Below are 22188 nucleotides of genomic sequence, written 5' to 3' on the forward strand. Positions count from 1 at the left end.
TGGGTGATTGACGCACGACGGCTGCGGACCCTGCGGGCCGTGGCGGACCACCGGACGGTGACCGCCGCGGCCGCCGCGCTGTACCTGACGCCGTCCGCGGTCTCCCAGCAGCTCGCCGCGCTGGAGAACGAGACCGGTCACCGGCTGCTGGAGCGCGGCGGCCGGGGCGTCCAGCTCACCCCCGTCGGTGAGATCCTGCTCACGCACGCCAACGCCGTCCTCGCCCAGCTGGAGCGGGCCGAGGCCGAGCTGGCCGCGTACACCTCCGGCGCGGCCGGAGAGGTCACCGTCGCCTCCTTCGCCACCGGGATCGCGCTCGTGCTCGCCCCCGCGATCACGGCGCTCGGCGGCACGGCGCCGGGCATCCGGGTGCGGGTCCGCGACGCCGAGGGCGACGAGTCGCTGCCGATGGTGCTCGACGGCCGCGCCGAGATAGCCGTCGCGGTCGAGTACCGCGGCGCCCCGAGCGCCGACGACCAGCGGCTCGCGCGCGTCCCGCTGTACGCCGAGCCCTTCGACGCGGTGGTGCCCGCCGGCCATCCGCTCGCGGACGCCGCGACCGCGACCGTACGCGTCGCCGACCTCGCCGACGAGACCTGGATCGGGCCCTACCCCGGCAACCCCTGCCACGACGTGGTCGTCCTCGCCTGCGAGTACGCGGGCTTCCAGCCGCGCCTGGAGCACTCCTCCGACGACTTCCGCGCCGTCGTCGCCCTCGCCGCTGCTGGCGCGGGCGTCGCGCTCGTCCCGCGCACGGCGCTGCGCGACATGGACCTGTCCGGGGTCGCCGTCCGCCCGGTCCACGACGTCGTCGCCACCCGCCGGGTCTTCGCCGCCGTCCGCCGGGGCGCCGAGGACCACCCGCTGCTGCGGCCCGTCCTGGACGCGCTGCGCGCCGCCGCGGAGGACGCGGCCTAGTACTGCCGCGCCGCGCGGTCGGCTCAGGCTCCGGCAAACACCGGACGCTTCCGCCGCCGCGGTGACATCATCGGCAGCGTCCGGGGGAGCAGGGGAGCAGGCGTCCAGGGACGGGGGAGACGATGTCACGTGCCGAACGGATCGAGGAGATCCGGCTCCGGCGGGCCCGGCGGGCCGAGTGGCTGGACGGGGCCCACGCGTGGGCGACGGACACGCTCGACCGGCTGCGCGAACTCGACGCGCTCCGCACCGAGATGCTGGCCCTGGTGCCCGACGAGGCGCAGGACCGGTTGCTGGCCCTCGGCGCGGAACTGGGTGACCTCCTGGAGGAACTGCCCACCGAGGCGGCCGTGATGGAGGCCGCGGCGTCGCGCTTCCGCCGCGCCACCCTCAACGTGGGCGTCATCGGCCGGGCCCGGCAGGGCAAGAGCCGGATGATCAGGAGCCTGACCGGGCTGTCGGACCGCGAAGTGCCCACCGGCGACGGCGGCTTCTGCACCGGCGTCACCAGCGTGCTGCGCCACGAGGACGGCGCGCCCACCCGGGCACAGGTCTTCCTGCACACCGAACGCTCCTTCCTGCACGAGGTGATCGCGCCCTACTACGCCGAACTCGGCCTGGGCCCTGCCCCCACCACCCTGACGGAGTTCGCCCGCCCCCTGCCCCCGGCACCCGAGGGCGACAGCGCCGTCGAGGGCAGCCGCTACGGGCACCTGGCGGCCTTCCACACCGCACTGCCTGAGTACCGGCACTTCCTGACGGCGAGCTCGCCGTACCCCATCGGCCCGGAGCGCATCCGCGAGTTCGTCGCCCAGTCCGACGAGCGGGACGAGCAGCGGTATCACGCGTTCCGGGCGGTCCGGCACGTCCGCGTCACCACCCATTTCGCGCAGCAGGACTGGACCGGGCTGTCGCTGATCGACCTCCCGGGCCTCGGCGACACCAATCTGCAGGACGCGCAGCGCATCGTCGGCGCGCTGCGCGACGAGATCGACGTGGTGGTCTTCGTCCGCCGTCCCGACCCGCTCGGCGACGGCGTCGACAGCTACGACCACCAGCTCTACGACCACGTCCGCGACGGGCTGACCGGCGCCGAACTCGCCCGCTGCTCCTTCCTGGTGGTCAACCGGGTCACCGGCCCCGCGGGCGACAACACGGCCAACGCCCGCAAGATGGTCGACGAGTGGCTGCCCGCCTCCCGCTTCCAGGTCGCCGGGGCGCACATCGTGGACTGCACCCGGCCGGAGGAGGTCGCCGCCATGACCGACGGCGTGCTCGACCACCTCGTGGCCCACCTCGACGAGCTGGACGAGCAGCACCTGGCCGAGCGCGCCGAGAAACTGGCCGAACTGCGCGAGCGCACCGCACGGCTGGCCGCCCGGGCGGGCCGGCTCGCCGACCTGGCCCAGCCCTCGGAGATCTGGTTCCTGCCCTTCAACGGCCTCTTCGAGCAGACCTACGAGCAGATGGCCAACGCCCTGGCCGCTCTCGTACGGAGCCTGCGCGAGGACCGCGACCTGACCGACGGCCTGCTCGCGGACGCCGTCGAGGAGATCCTCGACGCCGCGCAGAACGACCCCGGCCACCCCACGGTCGCCCGGCTGACCGCGCGCGCCGACGCCGAGGGCGGCCTCAGCGTCGCCTACGCCAAGTACCTCAACGAGTCCCGCGCCCGGCTCTCCCGCCGCTTCCTGGAGTGCGACGTCGCCCTGCACGCCCGCACCGGCCGCATGCAGGACGAGGTCGCCGATGTCCTGCGCGGCCCGGGCAGCCTGGGCGGTCTGGCCGGACTCGACGCGGCGGAGGGCCGGGAGTTCCTGCTGCGCACCGCCGAGCGCATCCCGCGCGTGCGGCAGGAAGGCGGCAGCGAGATCCGCTACGCGCTGGAACTGCTGGCCGCCTTCGAGCTGTCGTACCGTGGCATGCTCCAGCACCGGGTGCGCACCTGCCTCGACGGGCTGCACGCCGACAGCCCCACCATGCCCTTCCCGCACGACCGGGCGCCCAGCGGTCAGGAAGTGCTGGAGATGCTCGAAGTCGCCTACGACGAGGCGCTGTTCGCCTGCCGCGGCGAGCTGAACAAGGTGCTCGCGGAACCCAGCGCGGCCGTGTTCTCCCTCGTGGAGGAGTTCCACGACCGGGTGATCTCCGCAGCCGGGACCAAGGAGGAGTGGCGGGTGTTCTACCAGGACGTACGGGCCGAGATCTGGCCCGGCCGGTTCGCTGCCCTCGCCGAGGACGCGGCGCACCTGCGGCGCTGGTCCGAGGCCGTCCGGTCGCTGGGGTCCCGCAGCGCCGCCGCAGCCGAGGGCGGCGCGGCCGCCGGGAAGGAGGCCGCGGCATGAGCGAGTCCGGCCGCCACGTGCTGGACGTCGGCATGCTCGGTCCCTCGGGGGCCGGCAAGACGTCCCTGCTGGCCTCCATGTACGTCCAGTACCCCTCGGTCACGGGGGCCACGGACCTCGACCTCACCCCGGTGGGGGAGACCGCCGCCAAGCTCACCGACGCGGTCTCGGTGCTGGAGTCGCTCTCCCGCTCCGTGCAGGTGCGCGGCGGCATCGAGCAGACCACGACCACCGACGTCCACCGCTACGAGATCGCGGTCGGCCGCAAGGGCCGCAAACCGCGTTTCCGGATGTGCTTCACCGACTACGCGGGGGAAGTGCTGCGGGATCTCGACAGCAGCCCGGTGGGCCGCAAGGTGCGGGCCTCGCTCCACGACAGCCCGGTCGTGGTCCTCGCCGTCGACACGCCCGCGCTCATGGCCCTGGACGGCGAGTACCACCAGCGCATCAACCTCCCGCACCTGATGTACGAGCGGATCAAGGAACTCCTCGTCGAGGACGAGCAGCGGCCGCGCCTGCTGATCATCGTGCCGCTGAAGTGCGAGCGCTGGGTCGCCACCCGCCAGGGGACCGAGGCCCTGATGGAGCGGGTGCGCGAGGGCTACCGCCCGCTGCTGGACTACATCGCCCACGCCGATGTCCGCCCGCGCGTGGGCTGCGTCATCACGCCCGTGCAGACCACCGGCTCCATCGTCTTCTCCACGATCAAGGAAACCCCGGGCGGCGGTGTGCAGTTCCACTACCGCAGCCGCACGCCCGGCGCCCCGTACCGCCCCGTCGACACCGACCAGCCGCTGCGGTACGCGCTGCGCTTCGTCCTCGGGGAGTACCGCCGCAAGCGCGGGTTCTGGCGCGAGGCGGTCGACGAGGTGTTCGGAACGGACCTCGCGCTCCAGGAGGCCGTCGCGGCGTTCGCGAGGGCCGGTTCCGACCGGGACGGGATCCACGTGGTCCAGGACCACCCGTACCTGAGCCCGGCCGCCGGGGCCGCCAGGGGCCGGGCGTGACCGTCGCCTGGTCCTTCCACTCGCGCGGCCGGCTCCCCGAGCAGGGCTACACCTGGCTGCCCGCGGGCAGGGCCCAGGGCGCCGCCCCCGAGGTGCTGCTGCGCGGCTGCGCCGGCCGCTCCGTCAACGACCTCGTGGACGACACCAAGTCGTCCCTCCTCCTGTACGCCCTCAAGGACGGCGCGGGCGCCCGGCCCCTGTGGGTCCTGCTGCTGACCGGGCTGCGCTCCGCGGACGACACCGGCGACCACATGCGCCGTCCCATCCGGCTGCTGCTGCTCGGCACCGGCCCCGGCGTGGGCAGCAAGGGACTGCTGCCGCCGCCCGAACTGCTCTCGGTCGCCCGGCTGTTCCTCACCGGCGGCATGGAACAGGACCTGCCCGTCGCCCACGGCCACCCGGCGGGCACCGCGGGCTTCGCGGTCGACGTCTCCGGCTGGGACGCCCTGCTGGAACGCGCCCGCGCCTGCGCGCCGGAGGTGGTGCCGCTGCCGGGCCCGAACGAGATCCGGCTCGCGCCCGACTCCCCGGCCGACCGCGTGGCGGCCGCCGGCATGCTCGCGGACCTCGAACGCCGCCTTGCGCGGACCGGGTCCGGGCTGGACGGGGCCCGTCTGGTCGGTCCCGGCGCCCGGCCGCTCCTGATCGTCACCTCCCTGCTCGGCAGCGAGTCCCTGCTGGCGGTACGTCCCCTGCACGCGCTCGGTGCGCGGGTCGGCCGGCCCGTCCACGCGAAGTGGGACCGGCAGAACGGCCAGTCGTTCCTGGAGGGTTCCGTCAGGCGTATGACGGACGCCCTCGGCAGGACGGGCCTCGTGCTGACCCTCCTGGTGCTGGGTGCGCTCGGCGCCCTCGGGGCGGTCCTCGCTGTGGTCATCTGACGCCCGGCCGGCCCGCCGTGGCGGCGGTGGGCACGGCACGGGAGCCGCTTCCTACAGGTCGAACTCCGCGGGCGCCAGGTCCAGCGCGTAGCAGGCCTCGCGGACGACGCCCTGCTCGGTCTTGTCGAAATTGCCGTCGGCGCCGCCGATGACGATGCCGATCTGGACGACGGCACGCGCCTCGGCCGGCTTCTTCTTGGCCTTGGCGACTTCCTGGAGCACGCTGACCTTGCCGAACTCGAAGTCGGCGGTGAGCTTGTTCAAGTAGTCGTCGAAGCGTCGCTGCAGGTCGGCCGCCGGGAAGTTCTGCAGGACCTCGTTGGTGGCGATGAGCTGGGCGACCCGCGCCCGCTCCGACGGGTCGATGGTGCCGTCGGCCGCTGCGACCAGGGCGCACATCGCCATGCTCGCGTCGCGGAAGGCGCCGCTCTTGAGGTCGTTCTTCTTGGCGACAAGCTGTGTCTGCATGTTGGCAGTGGTGTCCTTGAGCCGGTCCCAGAAGGCCACGGGGTAACTCCTCATTTTCTCTGTTCACGCGTCGGCGTGGGCAATGGGGCCAACGAAGCAACGCTCCCGTAGGTGCCCGCGGCAGGATGATCCCCGACGTGCCCCGCGGACGGCCGTGGCCGGGAACCGGCGCCGGAGCGCCGGGGACCGCCCGGAGCGGCGGGCCCCGGGTTACCGTGCAGGGATGGACACGGTTGACCTGACGGCCCTTGGCGAGGAATTCACCGCCGATCCCTATCCGGTCTACGCCCGACTGCGCGAGCTCGGCCCGGTGCACCGCGTGCGCACACCCGAGGGCGAGCTCTGGCTGATCGTCGGCCACGACCAGGCACGGGCGGCACTGACCGATCCACGCCTGGCCAAGGACGCCCGCGCGCTCGGCTGGATCTCGTACGACGAGGAGCTCATGGGGCGCCACATGCTCGCCTCCGATCCGCCCGAGCACACACGGCTGCGCAAGCTCGTCGCCCGCGAGTTCACCGCCCGGCGGATCGACCAACTGGCCTCCCGGGTACAGGAGATCACCAACGGCCTGCTGGACGCGATGCTCAGCGGGCCCGACACCCGGGCGGATCTCGTCGAGGCCCTGGCCTATCCGCTGCCGATCACCGTCATCTGCGAGCTGCTGGGCATCCCGGACCTGGACCGCGCGGCGTTCCGCGCGTGGTCGAACGAGGTGGTCGCGCCGACCGGTCCGGAGGCCGAGCGAGAAGCGTTCGAGCAGCTTGCGGCCTATCTGGACGAGCTGATCGAGGACAAGCGCTGCGCGCCCGGCGACGACCTGATGAGCGCCCTGATCCGCACCGTCGCCGAGGACGGGGACCGGCTGTCCCGGTCGGAGCTCAGCGGCATGGCCTTCCTGCTGCTCGTCGCGGGCCACGAGACGACGGTCAACCTCATCTCCAACGGTGTCCGCGCCCTGCTCACCCACCCGGACCAACTCGCCCTCCTCCGTGCCGACAAGGGACTCCTCGAGGGCGCGGTCGAGGAGATGCTGCGCTGGGACGGCCCCGTCGAGACCGCCACCTTCCGCTTCACCACCGAGCCCGTGGAGATCGCCGGCACCGTCCTCCCGGCCCGGGAGCCCGTGCTCGTCGCCCTTGCCTCGGCCGATCGCGATCCGGACCGCTTCGGCGAGCCCGACCGCTTCGACATCCGCCGTGACGCGCGCGGCCACATCGCCTTCGGCCACGGCCTCCACCACTGCCTGGGCGCGCCCCTGGCCCGCCTCGAAGGCCGCATCGCCATCGGCTCCCTGCTCGAACGCTGCCCCGACCTCGCACTGGACATCGCACCGGATGCCCTCCAGTGGCTGCCGGGCATGCTCATCCGCGGTGCCCGCCGGCTGCCGGTGCGCTTCGGCTGAGCGTCCGTGGTGGCTCCAGGACTCCCGCCCCGCGCAGCGGTAGGCGTTCCTGCCCGCGTCGATCGTGTCGGCCACGTCAGTCATCCCCCTTCGACCCTTCCGGACCCTTCATCCCCTCTCGGGCCCTTCGACCCCTTCTGAAATGGCAAACCACCGTTCCGGTCCGTCGCGTTGCCCGCGCGGCGGGAATTAACCGGATGCGGTGACACGGTGGGCCTGGAAGGCTGCGCCGATGGACCGCCGACGGATCTCCCGCATCGCGCACAGCGACCACCCCGTAGCCGCGCCGCTCGACGACGCCTCCGTGCGCAGCCTGCTCGACCGCGCGCTGCGCCGGGGCGACGAACGCGTACTGGACCTCGGCTGCGGCGAAGGAGCCTGGCTGCTGCGTGCCCTGGTCGACCACCCGGAGGTGACGGCGGAGGGCGTCGACACCGACGCCGCGGCCCTGGACAAGGCGGCCCGGACGGCAGCGACCCTCGACGTCGCCGGCCGTTTGGTCCTGCACGAGCAGGACGCCCGCCGCCACACCTCCGCCTCGCCCTTCGACCTCGTGCTCAGCGTGGGTGCCACCCACGCCTTCGGCGGCCTGTCGGCGACCCTGTCCGCGGTCCGCGAGCACCTGGCTCCCGGCGGCCACGTCCTCGTCGGCGACGGCTTCTGGGAGGAGGAGCCCGCACCCGCCCTCGTGGAGATGCTCGGCGACTTCGACGACCTGCCCACCACCGTCGACCGCGTCGTCGCCGACGGATGGACCCCTGTCTTCGCCCACATCAGCACACGGCAGGAATGGGACGCGTACGAGTGGTCCTGGACCGGCTCCCTGGCCGCCTGGGCGCTCGACCACCCCGCCGACCCCGACAGCGGCCAGGCGCTCGACGCGGCCGCCCGGCACCGCACGGAGTGGCTGCACGGCTACCGGGGCACGTTCGGGTTCGTCACCCTCCTGCTGCGGCGCACCACCGCCTGACCCGGCGGAGTCACAGCCTGGCGAGTTCCGCCAGTGTCCGCGCCTCCCGCATCGCGCCCACGCCGTCCCCGAGGTGCCCGTGCTCGGTCAGCCACAGCGCGGTCTCCACCCGCCGGGCCACCGCCCACGCCGCCAGCCGGGAGGCATCCTCCCCGAGCGTGTCGCCGACCAGCGCGAACCGCTCCGCCAGCACGCGCCCCGGAGCGGGGAGCGCGAAGGGGTCGTCGATCTGCTCCAGCAGCGGCCACGGGTCGTAGGCGGGGTCGCCGGTCATCGGCTTCGGGTCGATCGCGAGCCACGGCCGGCGCGTCGCGGCCAGCACATTGCCGGGGTTGAAGTCACCGTGGACGACCACCTCCCGGGCCGCCGAGCCGGGCAGTTCGCGCAACAGGCGGACGCCGAGGGCGACCAGCCCCGGGTCGAAGGGCGGGCGATGCCGCGCCATCCGCTCCTCGACGAGGACGGCCCACCCCGCCGTCACGTCCGCCAGCCGGTCGAACCCGCCGTCCACCGACGCGCGCGCCTGCCAGAGTTCGGCCAGGACCCCGGCCCCGGTCAGCAGGCGCTCCTCGGCAGTGAGGGCGTCCGCCTCCCCGAGCCCGCCGCCGGGCGCGCAGCGCTCCAGCAGCAGGGCGTGCCGCCCCGCGTCGTGCCGGTGCACGCGCACCGCACCGCGCCCGTCCCACAGCCGCAGGGCCGCCGCCTCGCCCTCGGCCTCCGGATGGGGCCAGCCCACCTTGAGGACGGTCGGCTCCCCGTCCGGCAGCCACGCCTCGGCCGCCCAGGAGCAGCTTCCGCCGCCGAAGGGCCGCCCGAGCCGCAGTTCCCAGCGCTCGCGGACGGCCTCGATGAGGGCGGGCAGCCGGGCCAGCCATTGCGCCCCGCCCGGCAGACCGTTCACGCTGCGCACGAACGGCAGGGACGCGGAGATCGTCACAGGAGCCACCCACCGCATGCTGCCCGCCTGCGTGTGCCGGCCTCAAGCCGTTTGCCAGGCGTGCCCTGCCCCGCCCTGCCCTGCCGTGGCCGTTCCGCGTGCCCTCGCGTTGTTACTGAGCCGCTCTGACGTCGCCCCGCCCGTCGAACCGCGCCCGCGCCTCCCGCCGGAAGCCCGCCACCAGGATGTGCAGGCTCACCACCAGCGCCCAGATGGGGAAGATCAGTTCCGCCCAGGCGACGCTCGGCACCACGAAGAGCAGCGTCAGGCCGACCAGGTAGCCCAGCAGCGCCAGCCAGCGCGGGAAGGTGCCCAGGCGCAGCGCGACGGTGGACGCGGACAGCACGAACACGGCGGCCATCCGCATCGCGAACGTCGTCAGCAGGCTGTACGTGAAGTGCCCGCCGAAGTACCACAACTGGGGCAGCCGCGTGCCGCCCATGGTCCCCGCGTCGGCCGTCGCCAGCAGGCTGCCGGCGCAGGCCGCGGCGCCGAAGAGCGTGGCCACGAAGATCAGCCCGCTGCCCTGGAACACGGTCGCGAGGAACCTGTCCTCGGCGTCGCCCACGTGCGCGCGCACCGCCCCGATGAACCACAGGAAGAAGATCCCGGCGAAGGGGATGAGATCGAGCGCGGTGCGCACCGTCTGGCGCGAGGTGCCGCTGAGCGGCCCGCCGCTCGCCGCGTAGTGCTGCCCCTCCGGGATCGCGACCCGGACCAGGACGATGGCCGCGCCGAGCAGGATCGCGAACGCGATGCCCACCGCTCCGGCGGCTCGTGGTGTGCGCAGGGCCCGGACCGTATCTGACATCTGAGCCCTTCATGCACGCACGCACCCCGGCAACGACCTACGACCAGCAAGCACGGTCGGGGCCGATGACGCCACCCGGCCCGGCCCGGGCGGGTGACTCGGGACCGGCGTCCCTCAGGCGGCCGGCCCGCCGCCGGCGGCGGCCAGTTCGGCGATCTCCGCGATCCCGACGGGGCGCCGCTCTGCGCGCGAGACCTCGCAGGCCTCCGCCACCAGGAGTGCTGCCAGCGCCTCCCGCCCGTCGCACGGATTCGCGGCCCTCCCGGCGACTACTCGCACAAAGGCGTCGATCTCCGCGCGGTAGGCGTTTCCGAAGCGGTCGACGAATCCGGTCCAGGGCTCCGGTACGCCCGGCGCCGCGCCCGGCTCGACCGAGGTGACCGGTGTACGGGCGCCGACACCGACCGCGATCTGGTCCAGCGACCCAGCGAGCTCCATGCGGATGTCGTAACCGGCGCCGTTGTAGCGCGTGGACGTGGCCGTCACCAAGGTGCCGTCGTCGAGCCTCAGGAGTGCCGCTGCGGTGTCGACGTCGCCCGCCTCACGGAAGAAGTCGGCCCCGCCGTTGGCGCCCATGGCGTACACCTCGACGACCTCACGTCCTGTCACCCACCTGGTGGCGTCGAAGTCGTGGAGGAGGCAGTCACGGTAGAGGCCGCCGGACAGCGGGACGAATTCCGGCGGGGGCGGCGCCATGTCGGAGGTCATGGCCCGCACCGTGTGCAGCCGGCCGAGCCGGCCCGCCCGCACGGCCTCGCGGGCGGCGCGGTAGCCGGGGTCGAAGCGGCGCTGGAAGCCCATCTGCAGGACGGTGCCCGCCTCCTCCACCTCGCGCAGCGCGGCGACGGTCGAGGCCAGGTCCAGGGCGATCGGCTTCTCGCAGTACGTGGGGAGCCCGCCCCGTACGGCGCGGGAGATGAGCTCGGCGTGGGCGGCGGTGGCGGAGGCGATGACGACGGCGTCGGCGCCGGCGGCGAACGCCTCGTCCACGGAGCCCGCGGCACGGGCGCCGGGGCCGAGCCGATCGGCCGTCGCCGCGGCGCGCGCCGTGTCGGCGTCGGCGACCACGACTTCGGTGACGTCGGGATGCCCGTGCAGGGTCGCGGCGTGGAAGGACCCGAGCCGCCCGACACCGACGAGGACAACGCGCATGAGCGGGGAGCCTTTCTTCCGGGGACAGGCGGGAAGTGCGGCGCGGGCGCGGCGGCCAGGGAGGAACCGCCGCGCCCGCGCCCGATCCGGATCGACCGGGAGGCGCCGCCGCCCGTCAGCGGTAGAACGCGGGGCGCTCGATCAATTCGACCTCGACCCGGCCGCCCTCGTTCTGCGACCGCACGCCGGCCTCGCAGACCGCCGCCGCCGCGTAGCCGTCCCAGGCGCTCGGCCCGGTGACCTCGCCGCGCCGGGTGGCGTCCACCCAGGCCTGCACCTCGCGGTCGTACGCGTCGACGAAGCGCTCCACGAAGTCCTGGGCGATCGTGCCGCCCCAGCGGCCCGCCGTGTTGACGAGCAGGTCGTGGGCCTCGCCGATGCGCGCGCTGCCGCGCTCGCACACGGCCTCGGCCTGCACCTGGTAGCCGAAGCCGCAGTTGACGTTGATCTCGACGTCGACGATCGCGCCGCCGTCGGTCTCGAAGACCACGAACTGCGGGTCGTCCAGGCCCTCGGGCGCGTTCGAGGACGGGCGCGGGCGCAGCACGGTGACGGCGGTGATCTCCTGGCCGAGCAGCCAGCGGGTCACGTCCATCTCGTGCACGACCGAGTCGTTGATGAGGTTGGCGTTGACGTAGCCGGGCGGGACGCTCGCGTTGCGGTGCCGGTTGTGCAGCATCAGCGGGCGGCCCAGTTCACCGCTGTCGAGAAGGGCTTTGAGCTTCAGGTACTCGGCGTCGTAGCGCCGCATGAAGCCGACCTGCACCCGCCGGTGCCCCAGCTTCTGCTCGGCCTCCAGGACGCGCAGCGCCGAGGCGGCGTCCGGGGTGAGCGGCTTCTCGCACAGTACGGGCAGGTCGTGCGCGAAGGCGGCCAGCAGCGCCGCCTCGTGGGCGAAGCCGGGGGAGGCGATGAGGACGGCGTCGACGTCGTCGGCGGCCATGGCGGCGGCCGGGTCGGTGTAGGCCGTGCAGCCCTCGATGCCGGCGGCGACGGCCTTGACCCGCTCGGCGTCGACGTCCACGACGGCCGTCACCCGGGCCCCGCTGATCACGTCGTTGATGCGGCGTACGTGGTCGGCGCCCATCTTGCCGGTGCCGACGACCGCGATCCCGAGGGGTGCGTGCTGCGTCATGATGCGTGTCTTCCCTTTCGTGCGCGGGGCGTCAGGCGCCGCAGGAGCGGAGGAACGCGCGGGTGCGCTGGGCGATGGGCAGCGGCCGGTCGGGCTCGCAGGGGTACATGTCCTGCTCGACGATGGCGAAGAGGTCGACGCCCAGACCCTGCGCGGCGGCCAGCACCGGCTCCAGGGCGGGGACGCCCGCGGGCGGCTCGCACATGACGCCGCGCTGGACGGCCGGCCCGAAGGGCACCTCGTTCTTGATGACGTCGGCCAGGATCTCCGGGTCGACCTGCTTCAGGTGCAGGTACCCGATGCGCTCGCCGTAGGTCTCGATGAGCTTGACGCTGTCGCCGCCGCAGTAGGCGTAGTGGCCGGTGTCCAGGCAGAGGTTGACCAGGCCGGAGTCGGTCGAGTCCAGGAAGCGGGCGACGTGTTCCTCGGTGTCGATGTGGGTGTCGGCGTGCGGGTGCACGACGATGTCCAGGCCGTAGGTGTCCCGCACCTGGCGCCCCAGCCGCTCCATGCCGGCGGCGAGGTGGCCCCACTGCTCGGCGGTGAGCTCGTGCGGCTCGATGATCTCGGCGGTCTTGTCGTCCCGCCAGAAGGACGGGATCACCACGAGGTGCCGGGCGCCCATGGCCTGCGTGAGGGCGGCGACCTGGCCGACGTGCTCCCAGGTGGCGTCCCAGACCGACGGGCCGCGGTGCAGGGAGGTGAAGACGGTGCCGGCGGAGACCTTCAGGCCGCGGGCGGAGGTCTCCTCGGTGAGCCGGGCGGGGTCGGTCGGCAGGTAGCCGTACGGGCCGAGCTCGATCCACTCGTACCCCGACCCGGCGACCTCGTCGAGGAAGCGCTGCCACGGCACCTGCTGCGGGTCGTCGGGGAACCAGACGCCCCACGAGTCGGGCGCGGACCCGACGCGGATCCGGTCCAGGGCGGGGGAGGCGGCGGTCATGAGGAGGGCTCCTCTCACCGGTCGGCGGTGACCGGTCGGGTGGTTCGGACGTGGTGCTCGGTGCGGCGACGCTGCGGATGCCCGCGAAGCCCGCGGTCCCGCTGGCAGCTTCGCTGCCCGACGGGGCTACCGTCAAGAGTTAGTCCTGACATATGGACGTCATGTCAGGTCGGGGACTGCTGCTCGGACGCCCAGCCGCCGGGGAGGGCGGCCCCCCCCGGGTACGGCGGGCCGCCCTTCCGCTGGGCCTGCGTGGGGCTCCGTGAGGCTCGTCCCGGACCCGGCTCAGGCCTCCTTCGGATCCTTCACGGCCTTCATGTCCTCCGCTCCCGGAAGTTCCTCCACGTCGACGCCGCGCACCTGGGACAGCTCGTGCTTGAGCGCGGCCAGCTCGGCGCCGCCGGCCATGTGGTTGGTCAGCTCCTCCAGGGTGACCTCGGAACGGCTCGCGCTCAGCTCCAGGGTGCCCAGCCGGAGCACGGTGAAGTGGTCGCCGACCATGTAGGCGTGGTGCGGGTTGTGCGTGATGAAGATGACACCGAGGCCCCGGTCGCGGGCGGCGGCGATGTACTTGAGGACGACGCCCGACTGCTTCACGCCGAGCGCCGCGGTCGGCTCGTCCAGGATCAGTACCCGCGCGCCGAAGTGGACGGCGCGCGCGATGGCGACCGATTGCCGCTGCCCGCCCGACAGGGTGCCGATGGTCTGGTCGAGGTCGTCCAGGACGATGCCCATCGCCCGCAGTTCCTCGTCCGCGATCCGCTTCATCGCGGCGATGTCCAGGCGGCGTACCGGCCAGGGGCCGCGGGTCAGCTCCGAGCCGAGGAAGAAGTTCCGCCAGACGGGCATCAGGGGGACGGTGGCCAGGTCCTGGTAGACGGTGGCGATCCCGCGGTCCAGCGCCTCGCGGGGGGTGTTCAGCCGTACGGGCGTGCCGTCGATGCGGAACTCGCCCTCGGTGTGCTGGTGCAGCCCGGAGACGATCTTGATCAGGGTGGACTTGCCGGCCCCGTTGTCGCCGAGCACACAGGTCACCCGCCCCGGCCGGACGGCCAGGTCGACCCCGTGCAGGGCGCGGACGTTGCCGTAGCTCTTGCCCACGCCGGTCAGCTCGACGACCGGAGTGCCGGTGGCCTGTTCCCTCGTGGTCGCTTCGGTGGTCATGGGGTCCTCACCTCCTGGTCGCCGTGCGGCGGACCCACAGATTGACGAGGGTCGCGATCAGGAGCATCACGCCGAGGAAGAACTTGAACCAGTCGGGGTTCCAGTTGGCGTACACGATGCCCTGCGAGACCATGCCGAAGATGAAGGCGCCGATCACCGAGCCGATCGCGGAGCCGTAGCCGCCGGTCAGCAGGCACCCTCCGATGACCGCCGCGATGATGTACAGGAACTCGTTGCCGACGCCCTCGCCGGACTGCACCGCGTTGAACGAGAAGAGCAGGTGCATGCCGGTGAACCAGGCGCCGAAGCCGACGGCCATGAACAGGGCGATCTTGGTGAGGTTCACCGGGACGCCGACCGCACGCGCGCTGTCCGCGTTGCCGCCGACCGCGAACGTCCAGTTGCCGAACTTCGTCCGCAGCAGCACCCAGGTGGCCAGCGCCGCGAAGCCCAGCCACCACAGCACCGTGACCTTCAACTGCACGCCGCCGATGCCTATCTCGGAGGCGAAGAGCTTCCTGGCCTGGTCGAAGCCCTCCATGTCGCTGATGGAGTCGGTGGCGACGTTGCCGGTGAAGATCTTCGTGACGGCCAGGTTGAGGCCCTGGAGCATCAGGAAGGTGGCGAGGGTGATCAGGAAGCTGGGCAGACCGGTCTTGATCAGCAGGTAGCCGTTGAGCGCGCCGACGGCCAGGGAGACCACCAGCGCGACGACGACCCCGGTCCACACATTCATGCTCAGCTGGAAACTGAACATGCTCGCCGTCAGCGCGGAGGTGGTGACCGCGACGCCGGCCGACAGGTCGAACTCGCCGCCGATCATCAGCAGGGCCACCGGCAGCGCCATGATGCCCATCACCGACGCCTGGTAGAGCACGGTCGCCAGGGAGCCCGCCTCGCGGAACGACGGCGCGACCGCGAAGAAGAACAGGTAGACGCCCACGGCGGCGATCAGCGCGCCGATCTCCGGCCGGGCCAGGGTCCTGCGGAGCAGGGAGCGCTCGCCGGTCCGGCCGTCCGCCGGGGAGGCAGGGGAGGCCGGGGAGGGGGGCGCAGCGGAGGCGGCCGCGGGGGACACGGGCATCACCGGGTGCCCTTCGCGGCGAAGCCCGCCACCGACTCGACGTTGTCCTTGTCGACGAACGCGGGGCCGGTCAGGACCGGGGAGACGCCGCCGCCGCTGAAGTTGCCGTTGGTCTTGTACAGCCACAGCGAGTCCACCGACAGGTAGCCCTGCAGGTAGGGCTGCTGGTCGACGGCGAACTGCACGTCGCCGTCCTGGACCGCCTTCACCAGGTCCTTGTTGAGGTCGAAGGTGGCGACCTTGGCGTTGCTGCCGGCGTCCGCGACCGACTGCACGGCGGTGAGCGCGAACGGCGCGCCCAGGGCCACCACGTAGTCGATGTCGGAGCCCTGCTTGAGTTTCGCGGTGATGGTGGCCTTGACCGACGGCATGTCCGTGCCGTTGACGTACAGGTTCTCCGTCGTGCCCTTGAAGGTCTTCTTCACGCCGGCGCAGCGCGCCTCCAGGGCGACGTGGCCCTGTTCGTGGATGACGCAGACGTCGTGCTTGGCGCCGAGGTCGTTGAGCTTGTTGCCGAGGGCCTTACCGGCGACGCTCTCGTCCTGGCCGAAGAACTCCAGCAGCCCCTGGTCCTTCCAGTCGTCCAGGCCCGCGTTGAAACCGACCACGGGTATGCCGGCCTGCTCCGCCTTGGCGACGGCGGACTTCATGGCGTCCGGCTTGGCGAGGGTGACGGCGATGCCGTCGACCTTCTGGTCGATGGCGTTCTGGATGAGGTTGGCCTGCGTGGCGGCGTTGGGGTCGGCGGAGTAGACGAGTTCGACGTTGTCCTTGGCGGCCGCGGCCTGGGCGCCCTTGCGGATCAGGTCCCAGAAGGTGTCGCCGGGGGCGGCATGGGTGACCATCGCGATCTTCATGCGGGGGGTGTCCGCCTTGCCGGCGGCGGCGTTGTCGGCGGACTCCTCGGCCTTCTTGCCGCCCGAGCTGCTGGAACAGCCGGCTGCGAGGAGGACCGCGGCGGCGGAGACGGCCGCGACGGCGGAGATCCTGCGGGTGGTACGAGAGCGTTCCATGTTCCTGCACCTCACTGCGGTGGGAGGGAGAAGGGGGACCGACCTGTGTTTCCCGTGGCGTTGCTGACGGGAGCAAACCCCTCGCCGGAGGCGCTGTCAAGGCTTTGTTAAGACATCCATTCATCTCGACGTAACGACACCGTAACGACCTTGACCGGCCCTTGTGCGACGGCCGCGGTCTGAACGTTCGTATGTAAGGACATAGTGTTGACATCTCCCGGGTCTCACGGTTAGACCTGAGGGGGCCGCGGAGCGGTCCGCTCGCGAGACGACGAGGAGCCCTGCCCATGACCGAGCCGTACGACCTGATCACGATGGGCCGGATCGGGGTGGACATCTACCCGCTGCAGACGGGTGTACCGCTGCCCGAGGTCGAGACGTTCGGCAAGTTCCTCGGCGGCTCGGCGACCAACGTGGCGGTCGCCGCCGCCCGGCTCGGCCGCTCCACCGCGGTCATCACCCGCACCGGGGACGACCCCTTCGGCACCTACTGCCACCAGGCGCTGAAGGAGTTCGGCGTCGACGACCGCTTCGTGACGCCGGTCGCCGGCCTGCCGACCCCGGTCACGTTCTGCGAGATCTTCCCGCCCGACGACTTCCCGCTCTACTTCTACCGGCTGCCGAAGGCCCCCGACCTGGAGATCCACCCGGAGGAGCTGGACCTCGACGCGATCCGCGCGACCCGCATCTTCTGGATGACCGGGACGGGACTGTGCGAGGAGCCCAGCCGCGCCGCCACGTTCGCCGCGCTGGAGGCCCGCGCCGGGAACGGCACCACCGTCTTCGACCTCGACTGGCGCCCGATGTTCTGGAAGGAACCCGCCGAGGCGCGGCCGTTCTACGCGCGGGCGCTCGCGCACGCCACGGTGGCCGTCGGCAACCTCGACGAGTGCGAGGTGGCCACCGGCGTCCGTGAACCCCGTGCCGCCGCCGAGGCGTTGCTGGAGGCGGGCGTCGAACTCGCCGTCGTCAAACAGGGCCCCAAGGGCGTGCTCGCCGTCCACCGCGACGGCACCTCGGCCGAGGTGCCGCCCGTCCCGGTCGAGGTCGTCAACGGCCTGGGCGCCGGCGACGCGTTCGGCGGCGCGCTGTGCCACGGGCTGCTGGCCGGCTGGGACCTGGAGCGGATCATGCGCCACGCCAACGCCGCCGGCGCGATCGTGGCCTCCCGTCTCGCCTGCTCCTCCGCCATGCCCACCGAGTCCGAGGTGCGGGACCTCCTCGACCGCCGCTGAGCGGCCCGCCCCCACCTGAAAGCCCGAAAGCGAGCTCCCCTTGAGCATCAGCATCTCCGACCTGGTGAAGGTGCGGACCCGGCATCCCGAGGCGATCGCCGAGGCGGCCGCCCGCCGTGTCCGCCGTCCCCTGATAGGGGACAGCGGCCGGCTGATGATCGTCGCCGCCGACCACCCGGCCCGGGGCGCCCTGGCCGTCGGCGACCGCGAGTTCGCCATGGCCAACCGCGCGGACCTGCTGGAGCGCCTGTGCACCGCGCTCTCCCGCCCCGGTGTGGACGGCGTCCTCGGCACCGCCGACGTCCTGGAGGACCTGCTGCTGCTCGGCGCGCTGGAGGGCAAGGTGGTCATGGGCTCGATGAACCGGGGCGGCCTGGCCGGCGCCTCCTTCGAGCTCGACGACCGCTTCACCGGCCATCGCGCCCAGGACATCGCCCGGCTCGGCTTCGACGCCGGCAAGCTCCTGCTGCGCATCAGCTACGAGGACAGCGGGTCGCTGGCCACCATGGTCTCCACCGCCCGCGCCATCGACGACATGGCCGAGCGCGGACTGCCCGTCTTCGTCGAGCCGTTCATGTCCCGCCGCGCGGACGGCCGGGTGCGCAACGACCTGAGCGCACCGGCCGTCACCAAGTCCATAGCCATCGCCTCCGGGCTCGGCGGCACCTCGGCCTACACCTGGCTCAAGGTGCCGGTCACGGAGAACGTGGACGACATGGCGGCCGTCATGGAGACCTCCACCCTTCCCGCCGTCCTGCTCGGCGGCGAGGTGGGCAAGGACCAGGACGTGCTGTACGACAAGTGGCGCAAGGCGCTGCAACTGCCCACCGTCCAGGGACTGGTGGTGGGCCGGTCGCTGCTCTACCCGGCGGCGGGCGGCGTGGAGACGGCCGTCGACACCGCCGTGGGCCTGCTGTGAGGACCGGGACGAACCCTGAGAGAGGCGAGTCGCACGAGATGACCGGCACCGAGAACCACCTGGCAGCGGGCGAGGCCGCCGCCGGCCCCTACACCGTCGCCGTCCACCCGGAACGGGCCGGCTGGACCCACTCGTCGCTGCGCGTCCTGGAACTGCCGCCCGGCGGACGGCACGAGTTCGCCACCGGCGACAGCGAGTGGATCGTGCTCCCACTGTCCGGCTCCTGCACCGTCGACGTGGACGGGGAGAGCTTCCGGCTCGCGGGCCGCGAGAGCGTCTTCGCCGGCGTCAGCGACTTCGCGTACGTCCCCCGCGACGGGCGCGTGCTCGTCGTCAGCGAGCGGGGCGGCCGCTTCGCGCTGACCGGCGCGCGCTGCGAACGGCGGCTGCCCGCCCGGTACGGCCCCGCCTCCGCCGTCCCCGTCGAGCTGCGCGGCAGCGGCAACTGCAGCCGCCAGGTCAACAACTTCGGTGCCGCCGGGGTGTTCGAGTGCGACCGGCTGATCGCGGTCGAGGTGCTGACACCGGGCGGCAACTGGTCCTCCTTCCCGCCGCACAAGCACGACGAGGACCGCGAGGGCGAGTCCCGGCTGGAGGAGATCTACTACTTCGAGATCGCGCCGGCGCACGGCAAGGAGGGCATCGGCTACCAGCGGGTCTCGCCCTCGGGCAACGGCCGCAACACCGATGTGCTGGCCGAGGTCCGCGACGGCGACGTCGTCCTCATCCCCGACGGCTGGCACGGCCCCTCCATGGCCGTCCCGGGCCACGACATGTACTACCTCAACGTCATGGCGGGCCCGGGTGACGAGCGCGCCTGGCTGATCTGCGACCATCCCGACCACGCCTGGATCCGCGCCACCTGGCCCGAGCAGCCCGTCGATCCGCGGCTGCCCCTGTACACGGCCCCCGCCGAAGACCGAGCTCCCGAGAGGTCCCGATGACCCAGTCCGTCCGCCGTCTCACGGTCGCCCAGGCCCTGGTGCGGTTCCTGTCCGCGCAGTACACCGAGCGCGACGGGGCCCGCCACCGGCTGATCGCCGGCACCTGGGGCATCTTCGGCCACGGCAATGTGGCCGGCATCGGCCAGGCGCTGCTGGAGCACCAGGACGTGATGCCGTATCACCAGGGCCGCAACGAGCAGTCCATGGTGCACGCCGCGGTCGGCTACGCCCGGCAGCTCAACCGGCTGTCGGCGCAGGCCGTCACCACCTCCATCGGCCCCGGCGCCACCAACCTCGTCACCGGCGCCGCGCTGGCCACGATCAACCGGCTGCCCGTGCTGCTGCTGCCGGGCGACTCCTTCGCCAGCCGCGTGCCGGACCCGGTGCTCCAGCAGCTGGAACACCCGTGGGCCGGCGACGTGTCCGTCAACGACGCGCTGCGCCCGGTCTCCCGGTACTTCGACCGGGTCACCCGGCCCGAGGCGCTGATCCCGGCCGCGCTGCAGGCCGCGCGCGTGCTCGCCGACCCCGCCGAGACCGGGGCCGTCACGCTCGCCCTGCCGCAGGACGTCCAGGCCGAGGCGTACGACTGGCCCGAGGAGTTCTTCGCCGAGCGGGTCTGGCACGTCCGCCGGCCGGCCCCCGAGGACGCCGAACTCGCCGCCGCCGCCCGGGCCGTGCGCGGGGCCCGGCGGCCGCTGATCGTCGCGGGCGGCGGTGTCCACCACAGTGAGGCCGAGGCGGCGCTCAAGGCGCTGGCCGACGCCACCGGCATCCCCGTAGCGTCCACCCAGGCCGGCAAGGGCTCGCTGCGCCACGACCATCCCGCCGACCTCGGCGGGATCGGCCACACCGGCACGGCCGTCGCCGACGACCTCGCCCGCACCGCGGACCTGGTGATCGGGGTCGGCACCCGCTACACCGACTTCACCACCGCCTCCTCCACGCTCTTCGCGACTCCCGGGGTGCGCTTCCTCAACCTCAACATCGCCGGCTTCGACGCCCACAAGCTGGGTGCCCGCACTCTCGTCGGCGACGCCCGCGCGTCCCTGGAGGCCCTCACCGAGGCGCTGGCGGGCCACCGGGTGGACGCCGAGTACGAGGACGAGTACCGCGCGGGCAAGGAGCGTTGGGAGCGCGTCGTCGACGCCGCCTACGCCGCGCCCGACGACTCCGCCCGGCCCACCCAGACCCAGTTGCTCGGCGCCCTGGACTCCGTCGTCGGTGACGAGGACGTCGTCATCAACGCCGCGGGCTCGCTGCCCGGCGACCTCCACAAGCTCTGGCGCGCGCGCTCCCCGCGCCAGTACCACCTGGAGTACGGCTACTCCTGCATGGGCTACGAGATTCCGGCCGGCATCGGCGTCCGTATGGCCGCGCCCGACCGGCCGGTCTGGTCGCTCGTCGGTGACGGTACGTACCTGATGATGCCGACCGAGATCGTCACCGCCGTCCAGGAGGGCGTCAACATCAACCTGGTCCTCATCCAGAACCACGGCTACGCCTCCATCGGCGGGCTGTCCTCCGAGGTCGGCGGCGAGCGCTTCGGTACCGCCTACCGGTACCGCGCCGCCGACGGCACCTTCACCGGCGACCCGCTCCCGGTCGACCTCGCTGCCAACGCCGCGAGCCTCGGCATGGACGTGCTGCGCGCCGGGACGGTGCGCGAGCTGCGCGAGGCCCTGGCCGCCGCCCGCGCCTCGGACCGGCCGACGTGCGTGTACGTCGAGACCGACCCGGCGGCGACCGCCCCCGGCGCGCAGGCGTGGTGGGACGTCCCGGTCGCCGAGACCGCGACGCGCGAGTCCGCCGTGGAGGCCCGCAAGAACTACGAGAGCCGGCTCGCCGACCGCCGCCGCCACCTGTGACGGCGACCGGCGCGCGCCGGTCACCAGCACACCCCCACCGCACACCACCGGCCCGTGACCGACCTGGCCACGGGCCCTTCCAGAAGGCGCGGACTCAAATGTTCGGACAATGTGATGTCAGAGTTTCCTGAGGTCGGGACCGGCGGATACGCTCCCCCTGTGTCCAAAGCAGAGTCCGCGCCGCTCGAGTTCGAAGTGGACCGCTCGAGCCCGGTGCCGCTGTACTACCAGCTCGCCCAGCAGCTGGAGGGCGCCATCGAGCACGGCCGGCTCGCCCCGGGCAGCCTGCTCGGCAACGAGATCGAACTCGCCGGACGCCTCGGCCTGTCGCGGCCGACCGTCCGCCAGGCCATCCAGTCCCTCGTCGACAAGGGTCTGCTGGTGCGCCGCCGCGGTGTGGGCACCCAGGTCGTGCACAGCCAGGTCAAGCGCCCCCTGGAGCTGAGCAGCCTCTTCGACGACCTCCAGGCCGCCGGTCAGAGCCCCGCCACCCGGGTGCTGCGCAACGATGCTGTACCCGCCTCCGCCGAGGTCGCCGCCGCGCTCGGCATCGCCGAGGGCAGCGAGGTCCGCGTCCTGCACCGGCTGCGGCTCACCCATGGCGAGCCGATGGCCCACATGTGCAACTACCTGCCGCCCGGGCTGATCGACCTGGACACCGCCCGGCTGGAGTCGACCGGTCTCTACCGCATGATGCGCGCCGCCGGCATCACCCTGCACAGCGCCCGCCAGTCCGTCGGCGCCCGCTCCGCCACGGTGGAGGAGGGCGAACTGCTGGGGGAGGAGCCGGGCGCCGCGCTGCTGACGATGAGCCGCACGACGTACGACGACACCGGGCGGGCCGTCGAGTACGGCACGCACATCTACCGCGCCTCCCGCTACGCATTCGAGTTCCAGCTCCTCGTGCGCGCCTGAGTCGTCCGTCACTCTTGGGGCAGAGCATTGCTCCGAGTGACGGATACTGGGTCCTTTCCAGGATCGGCAGGGAA

General features: G+C 72.7%; 20 protein-coding genes. 11 read left to right on the forward strand and 9 right to left on the reverse strand.

Annotation, left to right across the window (positions count from 1 at the left end; genetic code table 11):
* Window positions 1–3 precede the first annotated feature (3 nt).
* From ACFYXS_RS11880 to ACFYXS_RS11895, 4 genes are all read left to right on the forward strand, one after another.
* Window positions 4–918, forward strand: coding sequence for a LysR family transcriptional regulator (locus ACFYXS_RS11880; RefSeq protein ID WP_389246604.1), 915 nt, complete (start codon window positions 4–6; stop codon window positions 916–918).
* 122 nt (window positions 919–1040) lie between these two features.
* Complete coding sequence (locus ACFYXS_RS11885; protein ID WP_389246606.1) at window positions 1041–3263, forward strand: hypothetical protein; 2223 nt, start codon at window positions 1041–1043, stop codon at window positions 3261–3263.
* Window positions 3260–4270 (forward strand): hypothetical protein, encoded by a 1011-nt coding sequence (locus tag ACFYXS_RS11890; protein WP_389246608.1) that lies wholly within the window; start codon window positions 3260–3262, stop codon window positions 4268–4270. Before ACFYXS_RS11885 ends, ACFYXS_RS11890 begins: the two co-directional genes overlap by 4 nt.
* On the forward strand, window positions 4267–5151 hold the full coding sequence (locus tag ACFYXS_RS11895) for a hypothetical protein (RefSeq protein ID WP_389246610.1): 885 nt from the start codon (window positions 4267–4269) through the stop codon (window positions 5149–5151). The genes ACFYXS_RS11890 and ACFYXS_RS11895 overlap by 4 nt, the downstream gene beginning before the upstream one ends.
* Before the next feature lie 51 nt (window positions 5152–5202).
* Here ACFYXS_RS11895 and ACFYXS_RS11900 read toward each other — a convergent pair whose 3' ends face one another.
* Window positions 5203–5658 (reverse strand): tellurite resistance TerB family protein, encoded by a 456-nt coding sequence (locus tag ACFYXS_RS11900; protein WP_389246612.1) that lies wholly within the window; start codon window positions 5656–5658, stop codon window positions 5203–5205.
* Window positions 5659–5842: 184 nt separating this feature from the next.
* Here ACFYXS_RS11900 and ACFYXS_RS11905 point away from each other — a divergent pair, with 184 nt between their 5' ends.
* Both ACFYXS_RS11905 and ACFYXS_RS11910 read left to right on the forward strand, forming a co-directional pair.
* On the forward strand, window positions 5843–7024 hold the full coding sequence (locus ACFYXS_RS11905; RefSeq protein ID WP_389246614.1) for a cytochrome P450: 1182 nt from the start codon (window positions 5843–5845) through the stop codon (window positions 7022–7024).
* Between the two features lie 232 nt (window positions 7025–7256).
* Window positions 7257–7994 (forward strand): SAM-dependent methyltransferase, encoded by a 738-nt coding sequence (locus tag ACFYXS_RS11910; protein WP_389246616.1) that lies wholly within the window; start codon window positions 7257–7259, stop codon window positions 7992–7994.
* Between the two features lie 10 nt (window positions 7995–8004).
* Here ACFYXS_RS11910 and ACFYXS_RS11915 read toward each other — a convergent pair whose 3' ends face one another.
* The 8 genes from ACFYXS_RS11915 to ACFYXS_RS11950 all read right to left on the reverse strand — a co-directional run bounded on the left by ACFYXS_RS11915 (window position 8005) and on the right by ACFYXS_RS11950 (window position 16233).
* Window positions 8005–8940 (reverse strand): aminoglycoside phosphotransferase family protein, encoded by a 936-nt coding sequence (locus ACFYXS_RS11915; protein ID WP_389246618.1) that lies wholly within the window; start codon window positions 8938–8940, stop codon window positions 8005–8007.
* Between the two features lie 103 nt (window positions 8941–9043).
* Window positions 9044–9742 (reverse strand): hypothetical protein, encoded by a 699-nt coding sequence (locus ACFYXS_RS11920; protein ID WP_389246620.1) that lies wholly within the window; start codon window positions 9740–9742, stop codon window positions 9044–9046.
* A gap of 114 nt (window positions 9743–9856) precedes the next feature.
* Window positions 9857–10894, reverse strand: a complete 1038-nt coding sequence (locus ACFYXS_RS11925; protein ID WP_389246622.1) for a Gfo/Idh/MocA family oxidoreductase — start codon at window positions 10892–10894, stop codon at window positions 9857–9859.
* Between the two features lie 115 nt (window positions 10895–11009).
* A complete protein-coding gene (locus ACFYXS_RS11930; protein WP_389246624.1) occupies window positions 11010–12029 on the reverse strand; it encodes a Gfo/Idh/MocA family protein in 1020 nt (339 codons plus the stop codon).
* Between the two features lie 31 nt (window positions 12030–12060).
* Window positions 12061–12972 (reverse strand): sugar phosphate isomerase/epimerase family protein, encoded by a 912-nt coding sequence (locus ACFYXS_RS11935; RefSeq protein ID WP_389246627.1) that lies wholly within the window; start codon window positions 12970–12972, stop codon window positions 12061–12063.
* A 285-nt stretch (window positions 12973–13257) separates the two neighbouring features.
* Window positions 13258–14136: an ATP-binding cassette domain-containing protein gene (locus ACFYXS_RS11940; protein ID WP_389246629.1), complete on the reverse strand. Its 879-nt coding sequence runs from the start codon at window positions 14134–14136 to the stop codon at window positions 13258–13260.
* A gap of 7 nt (window positions 14137–14143) precedes the next feature.
* Window positions 14144–15220: an ABC transporter permease gene (locus tag ACFYXS_RS11945; protein WP_389246632.1), complete on the reverse strand. Its 1077-nt coding sequence runs from the start codon at window positions 15218–15220 to the stop codon at window positions 14144–14146.
* Complete coding sequence (locus tag ACFYXS_RS11950) at window positions 15220–16233, reverse strand: sugar ABC transporter substrate-binding protein (protein WP_389246634.1); 1014 nt, start codon at window positions 16231–16233, stop codon at window positions 15220–15222. The genes ACFYXS_RS11945 and ACFYXS_RS11950 overlap by 1 nt, the downstream gene beginning before the upstream one ends.
* A gap of 287 nt (window positions 16234–16520) precedes the next feature.
* Here ACFYXS_RS11950 and iolC point away from each other — a divergent pair, with 287 nt between their 5' ends.
* The 5 genes from iolC to ACFYXS_RS11975 all read left to right on the forward strand — a co-directional run bounded on the left by iolC (window position 16521) and on the right by ACFYXS_RS11975 (window position 22114).
* The gene (gene iolC / locus ACFYXS_RS11955; RefSeq protein ID WP_389246636.1) at window positions 16521–17468 is read left to right on the forward strand and encodes a 5-dehydro-2-deoxygluconokinase; all 948 of its coding nucleotides are present in this window, start codon (window positions 16521–16523) and stop codon (window positions 17466–17468) included.
* Between the two features lie 40 nt (window positions 17469–17508).
* The gene (locus ACFYXS_RS11960; protein WP_389246638.1) at window positions 17509–18387 is read left to right on the forward strand and encodes a deoxyribose-phosphate aldolase; all 879 of its coding nucleotides are present in this window, start codon (window positions 17509–17511) and stop codon (window positions 18385–18387) included.
* 38 nt (window positions 18388–18425) lie between these two features.
* Window positions 18426–19331, forward strand: coding sequence for a 5-deoxy-glucuronate isomerase (gene iolB / locus ACFYXS_RS11965; RefSeq protein WP_389246640.1), 906 nt, complete (start codon window positions 18426–18428; stop codon window positions 19329–19331).
* On the forward strand, window positions 19328–21199 hold the full coding sequence (gene iolD / locus ACFYXS_RS11970) for a 3D-(3,5/4)-trihydroxycyclohexane-1,2-dione acylhydrolase (decyclizing) (protein ID WP_389246642.1): 1872 nt from the start codon (window positions 19328–19330) through the stop codon (window positions 21197–21199). The genes iolB and iolD overlap by 4 nt, the downstream gene beginning before the upstream one ends.
* A gap of 159 nt (window positions 21200–21358) precedes the next feature.
* On the forward strand, window positions 21359–22114 hold the full coding sequence (locus ACFYXS_RS11975; RefSeq protein ID WP_389246644.1) for a GntR family transcriptional regulator: 756 nt from the start codon (window positions 21359–21361) through the stop codon (window positions 22112–22114).
* The last annotated feature ends 74 nt before the right edge of the window (window positions 22115–22188 follow it).

The sequence above is a fragment of the Streptomyces sp. NPDC002574 genome (genome assembly GCF_042889545.1).
Classification (GTDB): Bacteria; Actinomycetota; Actinomycetes; order Streptomycetales; family Streptomycetaceae; genus Actinacidiphila.

What these genes read in the sequence shown, in the direction of transcription:
- ACFYXS_RS11885 (WP_389246606.1), top strand. Translation starts at nt 1,041, where the DNA reads ATGTCACGTGCCGAACGGATCGAGGAGATCCGGCTCCGGCGGGCCCGG.
- ACFYXS_RS11890 (WP_389246608.1), top strand. Translation starts at nt 3,260, where the DNA reads ATGAGCGAGTCCGGCCGCCACGTGCTGGACGTCGGCATGCTCGGTCCC.
- ACFYXS_RS11905 (WP_389246614.1), top strand. Translation starts at nt 5,843, where the DNA reads ATGGACACGGTTGACCTGACGGCCCTTGGCGAGGAATTCACCGCCGAT.
- ACFYXS_RS11910 (WP_389246616.1), top strand. Translation starts at nt 7,257, where the DNA reads ATGGACCGCCGACGGATCTCCCGCATCGCGCACAGCGACCACCCCGTA.
- ACFYXS_RS11920 (WP_389246620.1), bottom strand. Translation starts at nt 9,742, where the DNA reads ATGTCAGATACGGTCCGGGCCCTGCGCACACCACGAGCCGCCGGAGCG.
- ACFYXS_RS11925 (WP_389246622.1), bottom strand. Translation starts at nt 10,894, where the DNA reads ATGCGCGTTGTCCTCGTCGGTGTCGGGCGGCTCGGGTCCTTCCACGCC.
- ACFYXS_RS11930 (WP_389246624.1), bottom strand. Translation starts at nt 12,029, where the DNA reads ATGACGCAGCACGCACCCCTCGGGATCGCGGTCGTCGGCACCGGCAAG.
- ACFYXS_RS11935 (WP_389246627.1), bottom strand. Translation starts at nt 12,972, where the DNA reads ATGACCGCCGCCTCCCCCGCCCTGGACCGGATCCGCGTCGGGTCCGCG.
- ACFYXS_RS11940 (WP_389246629.1), bottom strand. Translation starts at nt 14,136, where the DNA reads ATGACCACCGAAGCGACCACGAGGGAACAGGCCACCGGCACTCCGGTC.
- ACFYXS_RS11945 (WP_389246632.1), bottom strand. Translation starts at nt 15,220, where the DNA reads ATGCCCGTGTCCCCCGCGGCCGCCTCCGCTGCGCCCCCCTCCCCGGCC.
- ACFYXS_RS11950 (WP_389246634.1), bottom strand. Translation starts at nt 16,233, where the DNA reads ATGGAACGCTCTCGTACCACCCGCAGGATCTCCGCCGTCGCGGCCGTC.
- iolC (WP_389246636.1), top strand. Translation starts at nt 16,521, where the DNA reads ATGACCGAGCCGTACGACCTGATCACGATGGGCCGGATCGGGGTGGAC.
- iolB (WP_389246640.1), top strand. Translation starts at nt 18,426, where the DNA reads ATGACCGGCACCGAGAACCACCTGGCAGCGGGCGAGGCCGCCGCCGGC.
- iolD (WP_389246642.1), top strand. Translation starts at nt 19,328, where the DNA reads ATGACCCAGTCCGTCCGCCGTCTCACGGTCGCCCAGGCCCTGGTGCGG.